This is a genomic window from uncultured Mailhella sp. (assembly GCF_905187505.1).
In the GTDB taxonomy this organism is placed as follows: Bacteria; Desulfobacterota; Desulfovibrionia; order Desulfovibrionales; family Desulfovibrionaceae; genus Mailhella.
The window spans coordinates 1-11,899 of the sequence record NZ_CAJJIC010000066.1 but is presented as its reverse complement, the minus strand read 5'-3'; the positions used below and the strand labels follow the sequence as shown (position 1 = coordinate 11,899).

Below are 11,899 nucleotides of genomic sequence, written 5' to 3'. Positions count from 1 at the left end.
CGATCATTCTATGGCGTCTTCCGCCAAAGCCGCCTTCCGCTCGACGCTGCCCATCCTCATAGGCTTCGGCTTCTGCGGCTTCTCCTACGGACTCTACATGCACTCTCTGGGCTTTGAGCCCGTCTTTCCCATTCTCATGGCGCTCACCATCTTTGCCGGCTCTCTGGAATTCATCATGGCCAGCATGATCACAGGTCCCTTCGCGCCTCTCACCGCCTTCATCGTCGGGCTTGTCGTCAATGCGCGGCATCTTTTTTACGGCATCGCCATGCTCGACCGCTACCGCGACACGGGAGCGCTCAAGCCCTACCTCATTTACGGACTCATAGACGAAACCTTTTCCATCCTCGGCATGGGCCGCATACCGCCGGGCACGAACAAACGCTGGTACTACTTTTTCGTCACGCTGTTCAATGAGGCCTACTGGGTTCTTTCCACCGCCGTCGGTGCCATGTTCGGCGAAGACATGCCCTTCGATACCCGGGGCATAGAATTCGTGATGCCCGCGCTGTTTCTGGCCATTTTCGTCAGCAGCTGGCAGCAGGAAAGGCAGCATGTCGGCTCTCTCGGAGGCCTCGGCATCACGCTCGGCTGCCTGCTTGCCTTCGGCACCTCCCACTTTCTTCTTGCAGCCATGGTCTTCATCGTTCTGCTTCTGCTCCTGTTCCGGAAAAAACTTTCAACCATGACTGGAGAAAAAGCATGACCACGATTCAGGCAGCCGTCATGATCGGCCTTGCCGTGCTTGCCACGCAGCTCACGCGCTGGACCCCCTTTCTGCTCTTCCGTCGCAAGACACCCCCCGTCATCGCCTACCTCGGATCGGTTCTGCCTTCAGCCATATGGGGAATGCTGGTAGTCTACTGCTTCCGCAACGGAACGCTCATTGCCGGAAGCAACGGAGCGCCCGAAATTCTGGCCTCCGCAGTCACCATCGGCCTTCAGGCATGGAAACGCAACCTGGCCATCAGCATTGCGGGAGGCACGCTCTGCTACATGGCACTCGTCCAGCTTTTCTTCCCGGCATGAGGCCAGACCTCTCCGAGAACGCGGCCGATGATTCAGAAGACAGCAATCTGCAAAAGGAACATTTCATGGAACGAAAGCGTGTGCTCTGCTTCGGGGATTCCAACACGTACGGCTGGATGGGCTCACTCGTCGCCCCTACGCGCCGTTATCCCGCCTCCGTCCGCTGGACGGGACGCCTTGCCGCAGGCCTCGGAGAAGAATGGGACGTACTGGAAGAAGGCCTGGGAGGACGCACGCTGCGGGACAGGCGTACCGAAGGCAGCGGGATACCTCTTCCAGGAGCGGGCCTCAGCGCCATGGACTACCTGCCTTCCTGCCTGCTTTCCCATCTTCCCCTCGACGCCGTCATCGTCATGCTCGGCAGCAATGACATGAAATCCGTGCTCAGACACTCGGAAACGGACATAGCCGACGCCATGGCCGATCTTGTGGATATGATTCGCCTTCTGCCCTGGGAAAGTCTTCTCGACTATCCCCATCCCGGAGTGATCATCGTTTCTCCCCCGCTCATAGGCGAACGCAAGATGCTCCTATCCGGGGCCAGGTATGCGGACGCCCCTCGAAAATCCCGCATGCTCGCCGGGCTTTACCGGAAAGTCGCAGAAAGCCGCGGTGCTTTTTTCCTGGACGCAGCCGAGGCCCTCGCCGGAGATCCCTGGGGCGAAGCTCATGGTCCCGACGGAATGCATCTTGATGAAAAAGATCACGCAAGGCTGGCGGAAGCGCTGCTTGGCATCATGCGTTCCGCCTTCCCATCCGGCAAGCCCGTCGCATCTTAAAAAAAAGCATTTTCCTCTGAAAAATATTTAATATGCGATTACAACCAGCTATTGAAAAACTGTTTCAGACGACACGTTCTCTGAAACAGTTTGAAACATGACAAATCATCAGACGCCTTCTATATAGGAATCCGTAATCTTCGTGAACAGCTCTCACACCTGAACCAAAAGGAACCCGCCATGCTCAAGAAGACCCTCTGTCTCTCCCTGCTTTCTGCCGCAGTCCTCGTTTCCTTGCCTCTGGCCGCCATGGCGCATCCCGACGGATACGGCCGCCATCACGGAGGATATTACGGCTGCTACGCCAATCAGACCATGCCCGAACTCAGCAAGGAACAGATGGCTGAGATGGACAAGCTCTGCGAGGAACATCGCAACGCTGTGCGTCCCCTGTACGACCAGCTTTCCGAAAAGGGCCTCGAGCTGCGAGCCCTGTCTCCCAACCCCAACGTGAAGCCTGAGGAGCTGAAGGCGCTCACGGCTGAAATAGCGAAGTTGCACGAGCAGATTCGTACCGTCAACAATGACTTCCATGCCAAAATGACCAAGGCCGGCCTCCCCTGCCGCGGCTACCATCACGGTGGTTACGGCCATGGCTGCGGCTACTGGCGCTGATACGTTTGCAGGAACAGTTTCACGGCATCAGGGGCCGTCAGGCCCTTCCGCTGCCGAAAACACTCTCGCCGACATTGCCGTCGTGACAGAAAGCGTTTCCTGAAATACAGGACTGCCCCGTGTGGGACGGTCTTGCCGTTCCGGTCCCTTCATCATATGATGAAGGGACTTTTTTTTTCGGGCATTCACACTTCGGTATGCCTTTTACTCTTTCACGGAGCCTCTGCATGAAACTGAAAGAACTTATTTCCCGTGCCAGGACCTGTCGCCGTTTCAAGGGTGACCATCGTCTTTCCTCGGAAACTCTGGCGGACCTTGTGGACCATGCGCGTCTTTCCGCCTCCGCCCGCAACCATCAGGTCCTGCGTTTCATCACCATTGCCGACAGGGACACCTGCGAAGCCATGAACGCCCTCGTGGTCATGGGAGGCTCGCTCACCCCCGAACAGAGAGCCACGGCAACGCAGCATCCCGGCGGATTCATCGTCATCGCCGGTCCGGAAAAAATGGACGATTTCGCTCTCATGGACGTAGGCATAGCCGCTCAGAGCATCAATCTTGCGGCATGTGAAGCCGGACTTGCCTGCTGCATGATAGGGGCCGTCAAAAGGAATGAAGCCGCTGCACTTCTCGAACTGCCGAAAGAGCTGCAGGTCAAGCTCGTTCTCGCTCTCGGAGAGCCCGATGAAGTGCGCCACCTCGTAGAAAGACGCAGCGACGGAAGCCTCACCTATTACCGTGACGAAAACGACGAGCACTGTGTCCCGAAAATCTCGCTCGAGGAAGCCATCATCATAAGAAAATAGTCGGTTCCATGAAGCGACAGGCGCATTCGCCACCGGATGCGCCCCGTTCATGCCTCTGCATGACTGCCGCTCTCATATGTTCCGGAGCTCCCTTCCCTGTGGCCCCTTCATTCTGCCCGCGGCTGGTCCGCGGGCTTTTTCATGCTCCGACTTCTCATGGCATTTTTTTTCAAAACGTGCTACTTCACATCTTGTAACACGTTATTTGCATTCGTGTTACTCCGTGTTCAGACATATCCATCGGAGCTCCCATGAAAAAATATAGTTTTCTTGCAGCCGCGGCGCTCGTGCTTGCGCTGCTTCCCTCCGCCGGTCAGGCCAGAACCGTCACCGACATGCGCGGCGTGGCCGTCACCGTTCCCGATGATCCCAGGGCCGTGGCCACCATCGACGACGGCTTCGTTGAAGGCGTCATGACGCATCTTGGCGTCATCGACAGGGTCAAGGTCATAGGCTCATGGTCCATGAAGAGGGACTACAAGTACGAGTTCACCTCCAGGTCCGGTGAAACGCAGGAGTACCGGGGCTGGAATACGATGAAATACCTTCATCCCTGGCTGAACGATCTGCCCTGCATCAACTCTCCCCAGGGCAACATCATAAGCTACGAGGCCCTGGCGTCCGCCGCTCCGGACGTGGTTCTGCTTCGCGTGGGCGACACCACCGTGGGAACCGACAAGGAAAAGGTGACCAGAACCATCAGCACCATCGAAGCGCTCGGTCTTCCTCTCGTGGTGCTCTATTCGCCGACGTGGTACCGTTCGGCGGATCTTTCCAGCATGAAGACCGAAGCGGGCATCATAGGCGAGCTGTTTGATCAGAGGGACAAGGCCGAGGCTCTGGCAGACCGGCTGGCCGAGACTGAAGCGATGATACGCGAACGCACGAAAGCCGTGACAGAAGGGGACAAGCCCTCCGTACTTCTGCTCGGCCTTCGGCCGGACGTGCGCAAAAAAGGCGGCGCAGGAGCCGTACAGGGCACCGACACACCGGAATCCTATATCATCGAGCAGGTCGTCCATGCAAAAAATGCCTATCAGGGCAGAGGTACCAGCGTGCCCATGAGCGCAGAACAGGTATACGCCTGCGATCCCGACATCATCATTCTGCCCACGGCCAACGGCTATCACCCGCCTTTCGAGCTGTATGAAGCCCCCTACTATGAAAATCTTCAAGAGCTCAGAGCGGTAAAACATCACAGAGTATATGCCCTGCCCTGGTCTCCCATGAACGCGTCAAGACGCGTGGAATACCCTCTCGACATGCTCATCATAGCCAAGGCTGCGTATCCCGAACTGTTTGCGGACATCAACGTATACGACTTCGCTCTGCGCTTCTATCAGGATGTGTACGGCGTGGATGAAACCACAGCCGAAGGCCTGAGAAGCACACAGCTTCTGGACTGGATGGCCGACGCACGCTTCTAATCCTTCAAGTTCTGCTTCAATCATTTTCCCCGCGTTCTTTCCGGCGCAACCATGCCGAGGAGGGGAACACTTCCGGCATCCGACACTGCCCCTGCCCACGAGGTTTTCATGAAAACACTGCGCGTCCCTCTGGCCATGCTGCTCTGCCTTGCCCTTGCGGTCGCCGTCGTGCTGGCTCTTCTCTCCGGCGACTACGACATGGCTCCCGGCAACGTGCTGGACATCATCCTCGCCCATGCGGGCGCAGGAGACGGCACGGCCTCAAAAATGCACGATATCATCATATGGCGCATACGTCTTCCCCGGCTGATCCTCGCCGCCATGACCGGCATGGCCATGGCCGTTTCCGGCACCGTGTATCAGGGATGCTTCAGGAATCCTCTTGTGGAACCGTACATTCTCGGCGTTTCCGCAGGGGCTTCCTGCGGAGCGGCTCTCGCCATCGTATTTCCGGCCCTTTTTCCCAATGGGCAGCTTTCCGCCTTTCTCGCAGGCATGACGGCCGTTCTGCTCTCCTTCTTCCTCGCCCGAAACAGGGGAGAAACGCCGCCGGTCACGCTGGTGCTTTCCGGCATCATCGTAGGCTCGCTCTTTTCCGCCGGTCTCGGCATCATGAAGTATCTGGCCTCAGATGTGGAACTCAGGGAAATCACCTTCTGGATGATGGGCGGCTTCTACTATGCCAACTGGCACGACGTCGCCGTAACGGCAGGCGCAGTACTTCCCTGTCTGGCCGTGCTCGCCTCATTGTCGTGGAAACTCAATCTGCTCTCGCTCGGCGACGAGGAAGCGCGCAGTCTCGGCATTCATCCCGACAGGCTGCGCATCTTCTTCATCATCCTGGCTACGCTCGCCGCCTCGGTCTGCGTTTCCACGGCAGGCATCATAGCCTGGGTAGGTCTCATGATGCCCCATGCCGCCCGCATGATGTTCGGTCCCGACAATCGCTGGGTGATCCCCTGTTCCGCCCTGCTCGGTGCGCTCTACATGCTTTTCTGCGACACCCTGGCACGCACGCTGACAGGTACGGAAATTCCCATCGCCATCATCACATCCATCGTAGGAGCACCCTATCTGCTGTGGCTGCTCCGCGCCAAAGGAAGGGAGCTCTATGGAGCGTGACGCCATAGCTACGGCGGCTTTTTGCATGGACGGTGCTCTTCTGCCCGCCGGAACGTCCGGCCGCCTTCAACACGGAAATTCTCTTCTGTTCCACCACGGCGTGGAACAGGGGCTTTTCCACACACTGCGCCGGGTTCTCACCGGACGCGGACAGGAATACGACGGACCTTTTTCGGCAGAACACGCCCTCGACATACAGGGACTTACCTTCTCCTATGCCAGAAAGACCATTCTGCACGATCTGAGTCTGTCGGTACGTCCGGGGCAGATCTGCGGACTGCTCGGTCCCAACGGCAGCGGCAAGTCCACGCTCTTCCGATGCTGCATGGGGTTTCTGCATCCCGAGAAAGGACAAGTCCACGTGCGAGGCGTCAACATCGCACACATGCGCCCTGCCGAGCTGGCCCGTCACGTGGCCTACGTTCCCCAGGAACACCGCCAGCCCTTTCCGTTTACCGTCCGCGACATGGTGCTCATGGGCCGCTCTCCGCACATGGACGGCTGGTTCAATCTCAAGAGCAAGGACAGAGAAGCCGCCGAGGAAGCCATGGAACGCATAGGCATCGCGCATCTTGCCGATGCATCCTGCAATCAGCTTTCCGGAGGTCAAAGGCAGCTCGTGCTCATAGCAAGGGCCATGGCGCAACAGACCCCGCTCATTCTTCTGGATGAGCCCACAAGCGCTCTGGACTTCAGCAATCAGCTTGCAGTATGGAAAGTCCTGCAGGAGGTTTCGGGGCAGGGCGTGGCCATTCTCGTCTGCTGCCACGACCCCAATCACATACTCTGGTTCTGCGACACTGCGGTCGTACTGTATCAGGGACACGTTTTTTCGGAAGGACCGGTGCATGAGGCCGTCACTGAAGAGATACTTCAGCATATCTACGGTCCAGAGTGCGTGCGCATTTCCGCAAAGAACATGGACATGGTCTGCCCCCGCAGATCCTGAGCCTCTTCCTTCATTTACAAGAAACGACAAGGAGAAACCATGTACGCTCCAGGCATTACTCAGGAACTCATCGACAGGGCCGTGGCCTTCCATGGACACTGGTGCCCGGGCCTCAGCACAGGCATCCGCGTGGCCGCATGGGCCATGCAGAACATGGGAACCGCAGCCGACGAGGAAATCGTTGCCGTCACCGAAACCGACATGTGCGCCGTCGATGCCATCCAGGCTCTTGTTGGCTGCACCTTCGGCAAGGGCAACCTCATATTCCGGGACAGGGGCAAGGTTGCCTTCAGCTTTTTCCGGCGCAGCGACGGGAAAAAAGCGCGTCTCGTTCAAAAACTTCGTGAAGACGATCTTTCGCGTCGCATGAAGCAGATACGGCAGGAACTCGAGGCTCTTCCCAAGGACAGGCGAGCAGAGCTGGAAGAGAAGGCGGAACTCCTGAAAAAAGAGCGCATCCAGCAGATTCTTTCCCTTCCCTTCGAGGAGCTGTTTTTGGTCGGAGAGCCGCTCTGCGACATGCCGCACACGGCGCGACGCCTTCCCACCATCATCTGCGACGAATGCGGAGAGGGCGTCATGTCCACCCGCATACGCAAGGTGAACGGCAGGAATCTGTGCATCGACTGTGCGGAAAAGGCAGCCGGCCGCCGGCAGTAACAACATCTTCTGCAGTCACCGCCGACACCGGGACACAAAAAGGCGACCGTGAAAAAGGCCGCCTTTTTGTCTTTTTCTCTACCATGAAACGGATCCGCAGGAACGTCGATGCCGTCGACTGTGCGCATGCTGTCGACGACGGCACGGCTCCGAACCGAAACGGAACACGGTTCGATTTCCTTCAACGTTCAGATGCGCTCCGAAAGCCATGCCTGAAACGTCATTTTCGTCATCGCCCCCGAAGATCCGGGAAACATCAGCCGAGTCTGGTCTCCAGAGTCCGGGCAACGGGAACATCCGCAGGCAGAAGCCCGGGAAAATCCGCCAGTTCCTTCAAAGGAACCCAGCGCATATCGTCGTGCACGGTCAAGGCAATGTCCCCCCGCCAGGATGTCACACGATACACGCAAAGGTGCACGGTGCCGAAATCATAGCCGTGGCTGTTTTCCGTCAGGTATTCTCCTATTTCCGCATCGATGCGCAGCTCTTCCCTGAGTTCACGGGCAAGACACTGTTCAGGCGTTTCTCCGGGCTCAAGCTTCCCGCCGGGAAACTCCCAGCTGCCGGGACAGCTCATGAACGGAGCCCTGCGCATGACAAGAATCCGGCCGTTTTCAAAAAACACGGCTCCCATGACTTCCTTGGTCACCTTTTCCATGGTTTTTCTCCTTCTGTTGCGCCCTTTCCCCATACCGCCTCAGTCGGACAGTCCGCTCGATGGTCTCACCTGTCCGCAGTCCGGGTGCGCGGAACGGCATGCGTCTGAACATTCTCCTGCAGGCCGCCTCTCCCAGCGCCGCACGACAAAAACATAACAGGCGCTGATATATGCGGCGCAGAGCGTACACGTCACCGGCTCGCAAAGGCATACGCCCATGTAGCCCATGGCGGGAGCCACAAAAAGCGCAAACGCCACGTTTCCGGCGAGCTCCAGCACGCCTTCTCCAAGACTGAACAGGCGTCCTCCCATGCCCTGAAGCGCAGAGCGGAGAATGATGAGCACGGCTATTCCTGCATAAAAAGGCGCGTCGATCCGAAGATACAGACTGCCGGCCCCGATGACCCCGACATTTTCGCTGCCTGTCGCCAGCCGGACCAGGTCGTCCGCCCACAGCCAGACGACCACATTGACGGCCGCCACCCAGACAAGCCCGAGGCAGACGGCATGACGTACCCCGGTTTTTGCCCTTCCCCACTGCCCTGCTCCGATGTTCTGACTTGCGAACGTGGATGCCGCCACGCCGAGCGTGCCGAGCGCCAGCAAAAAGAGACTGTGGAATCGCCTGGCCGCAGCATAGCCGGCTACGGCGGCCGTCCCCAGATCGTTGATGGCCGACTGCAGTATCATGATGCCAATGTCCACGAAGCACATCATGAAGCCCATGGACAGACCGGTTCCCAGCATCTCGCCGAGCATGGCCGCATCCGGCGTCAGGCTTCCCCCAAAAAAGGCGTCCATGCCTCCCGCACGACTCCGTGGACGAAGTTCCGGACATTTTTTGCGCACATAGCCGAGGCAGAGAAGGACGGAACAGCCTTCGGCAATCACCGTAGCCACGGCCGCACCGCAAACACCGAGCTTCAGCACGGCCACAAGAAGCAGATCAAGCACGATGTTGCCCGAGGCCGCAGCAAGCAGAAACATGAGCGGCATCAGACTGTTTCCCACACCTCTGAGCAGCCCGGCAAGCATGTTGTAGGCAAGAAGTACGGGCATCCCCCAGAAAATGACTCTCAGATACGCCGCCGCCATGTCCAGAGCCTCGTCAGGCGTGTGCAGCGCCCTCAGCAGAGGCTCCGCCCCCCAAAGTCCCGCCGCCATGACAAGAATCGACATCCCCGCCCACAGCCACAGCGCCGCGGTCACGGCTCTGCCGAGCTCATCGGCGTCCTTTTTGCCGAAACAGCGCGCAATGACCAGAGAAACACCGTTGGACATGCCGGAAGACAGCCCAAGCACCACAATGTATACCGCAACGGTGCACCCCAGAGCCGCCAGCGCGGCATCGCCGAGCACATGACTCACCACTGCCATGTCGGCCATCTGATAGCCCTGCTGAAACACGTTGCCGAAAAAGACCGGCAAGGCGAACAGCGCCATGCCTTTGAGAGGGCTTCCGGTGGTAAGATCCGTCTTCATGGAAAAAGCATCAAAAAAGCCCCTGCGGAATTCCGCAGGGGCTGAAAAAACTGCTGGCATCGGCCTACTTTCCCACGTAAAGATGCGCAGTATCATGGGCGATGAAGCGCTTAACTTCCGAGTTCGGAATGGGATCGGGTGTACCCGCTTCTCTATGGACACCAGCAAATATGGAAACTGCCGTGCGGCAGTCAGTGTCAACGTGTTGTGCTTGTAGCAGGAATCGCCCTGGATGGCAAGCATTTTCTGCGAGCTTTCAACAGCAGTTCCATCAAGCTCCCAACGTTTCCGGCATCGGCCGCGCTACGACGGCTGCGTCACTGCTTTTCTCTGTCGGCATATTCCGGCAGCCAGAGGCTTTCATACACCTTGCTGTGGCTGAGCACCCTTTTCTTCAGGCGGGCGAGATAGTCCTTCTCCGGGGTCACTTCGCTGGAAAACACGTTGTAACCGAAGCCGAGCCTTTCTCCTTCCACGGAAAAGCCGAGTGCCGCAAGAAGCGACGGAAACAGATCAAAATGGCTGATGACGGAACGCACGGGCTTGAGCGTCGCGTCCCTCTGCAACGAACAGAGAACATATCGTTCCTTCACGTGCTTGAGATCCACGTCGTCCATCTTCGCCATTCTGGCCTGATGATCGCCCATGACAAGAATGACGAACTCATCTTCCCATCCCTTGTCGCGTATATGCCGAAGCAGCCGTTCCACCTGAGACATGGAACACTTCACATAGCCGGACCAGTTTTCCGAATAGCCCTCATCCACGCAGGGAGGAGAAAGAAAGCCCGGCTCATGCGTGTCCATGGTGGAAAGCGCAAAGCTGAACTTCCTGCCTTCGGCCATAAGTTCGTCGATGCGGGCGATGCTTCTGTCGACCATGTCGCTGTCGTACATGGCCCAGGTGTTCATGGTGGCGGGATCGACGTGCTTTTTCTCTATCCAGTCTTCCTTCCCCATGAATTCCTGATAGCCGTGACTCAGAAAGAACTTGTTGAGACCGGAAAACACGCCGCTGGAGCCGTTGTAATAGACGTTGTGATACCCATCGGCCTTCAGATAGTCCCCGAGACATACCGCTCCCGGCAGATACCGGTCGAGCGCCCAGCCGGTAAGATTGCCGCTGAGTATGGAAATGGACTTGAGCGGAATGCCGCACTGCGAGGCGACGATGCCACCTATGGTAAAATCCGCGCCGGGCATCTGCTCTATGCGGAGGTCGGGCTCCTCAATGGAAGGCCGCAGGGGCGCAAGCAGATCTTCTCCCATGACATCACTTCTGCCGAAGGTCTCTTCAATGCTTTCACAGTAAATGATGATGAGATTCTTCGTGCCAGTTCCCGACACCTTCACCTTTCGGGGATCCACATACGCGCCTTCGGTATAGAAATCGCCGATGACGGCCTGCTCCTGAAAAAAGGTAAAGAAGTTCACATAATACATACCGTACACGAGAATGCCGAGCCACAGGACGGCAAGTCTCCAGCCGCTGGAAAGCCAGCGAAGAGCGCGTGGAGCGAACGTGTAGACACGGTACGGGAGCCCCGCCGCTCCGGCCGCGGCCGCAAAAAGCACCGCCACCACGACATAGCGCACGACGACAAAAAGATGATCGATGAACGTGCCCGGAACGATATACCAGAGCGCCGCAAGCCCAAGACAGACCACGGCGAACAGTCCGCCCGCCCTGCCCGGGGATTTCGGCGCGGCTTCCCTGAGAAAGGCAAACGTCGCAGCGCAGAGCACGGCGTTCTTCACATGCCAGAAAAACACCTGAATGAAGTCTCCCGGCATGGTCACGATGTTGTCGCGCATGAGCTGCATATGAAACAGCACCTGATTGATGGTAACCTCATCAAACTCACGCTTCGACATGATCAGAAAGGCAACCGTAAAGCACAGAAGGAAAAAAACGATGAAGGAGCGGACAAAGCGGAACGGAAACGTCCGGGCAGTAGGCATGGCAACATCCAGTGTCTGAATTGACGCCCTGTCCGGCCTTGCCGGGGGCTGTTTCTTTTAAACAAAAAAAAGAGGCTGTGTAAACAGCCTCATAAAATCACATGGTGGGTCACCGGAGACTCGAACTCCGAACCAATTGATTAAGAGTCAACTGCTCTACCAATTGAGCTAGTGACCCATGTGCGGCAGAAACCTGCCGATGCGTCACGACGGAAAACCGTCTTTAAGATGGTGGGTCACCGGAGACTCGAACTCCGAACCAATTGATTAAGAGTCAACTGCTCTACCAATTGAGCTAGTGACCCATGTGCGGCAGAAACCTGCCGATGCGTCACGACGGAAAACCGTCTTTAAGATGGTGGGTCACCGGAGACTCGAACTCCGAACCAATTGATTAAGAGTCAACTGCTC

Annotated in this window: 12 protein-coding genes, 2 tRNA genes and 1 rRNA gene; 9 read left to right on the top strand and 6 right to left on the bottom strand. The window is 57.6% G+C overall.

Features of this window, described 5'->3' with window-relative positions:
* The 9 genes from QZZ60_RS07285 to QZZ60_RS07245 form a co-directional block, all read left to right on the top strand.
* Positions 1–706 (top strand): AzlC family ABC transporter permease (locus QZZ60_RS07285; RefSeq protein ID WP_295639929.1); only part of this gene is annotated, 706 nt, incomplete at its 5' end.
* Positions 703–1,029 (top strand): branched-chain amino acid transporter permease, encoded by a 327-nt coding sequence (locus QZZ60_RS07280; RefSeq protein ID WP_295639926.1) that lies wholly within the window; start codon positions 703–705, stop codon positions 1,027–1,029. The genes QZZ60_RS07285 and QZZ60_RS07280, both read left to right, overlap by 4 nt.
* 65 nt (positions 1,030–1,094) lie before the next feature.
* Positions 1,095–1,808 (top strand): GDSL-type esterase/lipase family protein, encoded by a 714-nt coding sequence (locus QZZ60_RS07275; RefSeq protein WP_295639923.1) that lies wholly within the window; start codon positions 1,095–1,097, stop codon positions 1,806–1,808.
* Positions 1,809–1,988: 180 nt separating this feature from the next.
* Positions 1,989–2,423 (top strand): periplasmic heavy metal sensor, encoded by a 435-nt coding sequence (locus tag QZZ60_RS07270; RefSeq protein ID WP_295639920.1) that lies wholly within the window; start codon positions 1,989–1,991, stop codon positions 2,421–2,423.
* 227 nt (positions 2,424–2,650) lie between these two features.
* Positions 2,651–3,229 carry a nitroreductase family protein gene (locus tag QZZ60_RS07265; protein WP_295639917.1) on the top strand — a complete coding sequence of 193 codons (579 nt, stop codon included), beginning with the start codon at positions 2,651–2,653 and terminating at the stop codon, positions 3,227–3,229.
* Positions 3,230–3,480: 251 nt separating this feature from the next.
* The gene (locus QZZ60_RS07260) at positions 3,481–4,656 is read left to right on the top strand and encodes an ABC transporter substrate-binding protein (protein WP_295639914.1); all 1,176 of its coding nucleotides are present in this window, start codon (positions 3,481–3,483) and stop codon (positions 4,654–4,656) included.
* A 108-nt stretch (positions 4,657–4,764) separates the two neighbouring features.
* Complete coding sequence (locus QZZ60_RS07255; RefSeq protein WP_295639912.1) at positions 4,765–5,778, top strand: iron ABC transporter permease; 1,014 nt, start codon at positions 4,765–4,767, stop codon at positions 5,776–5,778.
* Positions 5,768–6,727, top strand: a complete 960-nt coding sequence (locus QZZ60_RS07250; protein WP_295639909.1) for an ABC transporter ATP-binding protein — start codon at positions 5,768–5,770, stop codon at positions 6,725–6,727. Before QZZ60_RS07255 ends, QZZ60_RS07250 begins: the two co-directional genes overlap by 11 nt.
* Positions 6,728–6,766: 39 nt before the next feature.
* Positions 6,767–7,387, top strand: coding sequence for an FmdE family protein (locus QZZ60_RS07245; protein WP_295639906.1), 621 nt, complete (start codon positions 6,767–6,769; stop codon positions 7,385–7,387).
* Between the two features lie 256 nt (positions 7,388–7,643).
* On the opposite strand, the gene QZZ60_RS07240 is transcribed toward QZZ60_RS07245, so the two are convergent.
* The 6 genes from QZZ60_RS07240 to QZZ60_RS07215 all read right to left on the bottom strand — a co-directional run bounded on the left by QZZ60_RS07240 (position 7,644) and on the right by QZZ60_RS07215 (position 11,793).
* A complete protein-coding gene (locus QZZ60_RS07240) occupies positions 7,644–8,045 on the bottom strand; it encodes a (deoxy)nucleoside triphosphate pyrophosphohydrolase (protein WP_295639904.1) in 402 nt (133 codons plus the stop codon).
* 39 nt (positions 8,046–8,084) lie between these two features.
* Positions 8,085–9,527 (bottom strand): MATE family efflux transporter, encoded by a 1,443-nt coding sequence (locus QZZ60_RS07235; RefSeq protein WP_295639901.1) that lies wholly within the window; start codon positions 9,525–9,527, stop codon positions 8,085–8,087.
* A 51-nt stretch (positions 9,528–9,578) separates the two neighbouring features.
* A 5S ribosomal RNA gene (gene rrf / locus QZZ60_RS07230) occupies positions 9,579–9,693 on the bottom strand.
* Between the two features lie 151 nt (positions 9,694–9,844).
* Positions 9,845–11,488 carry a sulfatase-like hydrolase/transferase gene (locus QZZ60_RS07225; RefSeq protein WP_295639898.1) on the bottom strand — a complete coding sequence of 548 codons (1,644 nt, stop codon included), beginning with the start codon at positions 11,486–11,488 and terminating at the stop codon, positions 9,845–9,847.
* A 102-nt stretch (positions 11,489–11,590) separates the two neighbouring features.
* Positions 11,591–11,666, bottom strand: a tRNA-Lys gene (locus QZZ60_RS07220).
* Positions 11,667–11,717: 51 nt separating this feature from the next.
* Positions 11,718–11,793, bottom strand: a tRNA-Lys gene (locus QZZ60_RS07215).
* Between the last annotated feature and the right edge of the window lie 106 nt (positions 11,794–11,899).

What these genes read in the sequence shown, in the direction of transcription:
- QZZ60_RS07240 (WP_295639904.1), bottom strand. Translation starts at nt 8,045, where the DNA reads ATGGAAAAGGTGACCAAGGAAGTCATGGGAGCCGTGTTTTTTGAAAAC.
- QZZ60_RS07280 (WP_295639926.1), top strand. Translation starts at nt 703, where the DNA reads ATGACCACGATTCAGGCAGCCGTCATGATCGGCCTTGCCGTGCTTGCC.
- QZZ60_RS07250 (WP_295639909.1), top strand. Translation starts at nt 5,768, where the DNA reads ATGGAGCGTGACGCCATAGCTACGGCGGCTTTTTGCATGGACGGTGCT.
- QZZ60_RS07270 (WP_295639920.1), top strand. Translation starts at nt 1,989, where the DNA reads ATGCTCAAGAAGACCCTCTGTCTCTCCCTGCTTTCTGCCGCAGTCCTC.
- QZZ60_RS07225 (WP_295639898.1), bottom strand. Translation starts at nt 11,488, where the DNA reads ATGCCTACTGCCCGGACGTTTCCGTTCCGCTTTGTCCGCTCCTTCATC.
- QZZ60_RS07245 (WP_295639906.1), top strand. Translation starts at nt 6,767, where the DNA reads ATGTACGCTCCAGGCATTACTCAGGAACTCATCGACAGGGCCGTGGCC.
- QZZ60_RS07275 (WP_295639923.1), top strand. Translation starts at nt 1,095, where the DNA reads ATGGAACGAAAGCGTGTGCTCTGCTTCGGGGATTCCAACACGTACGGC.
- QZZ60_RS07235 (WP_295639901.1), bottom strand. Translation starts at nt 9,527, where the DNA reads ATGAAGACGGATCTTACCACCGGAAGCCCTCTCAAAGGCATGGCGCTG.
- QZZ60_RS07260 (WP_295639914.1), top strand. Translation starts at nt 3,481, where the DNA reads ATGAAAAAATATAGTTTTCTTGCAGCCGCGGCGCTCGTGCTTGCGCTG.
- QZZ60_RS07265 (WP_295639917.1), top strand. Translation starts at nt 2,651, where the DNA reads ATGAAACTGAAAGAACTTATTTCCCGTGCCAGGACCTGTCGCCGTTTC.
- QZZ60_RS07255 (WP_295639912.1), top strand. Translation starts at nt 4,765, where the DNA reads ATGAAAACACTGCGCGTCCCTCTGGCCATGCTGCTCTGCCTTGCCCTT.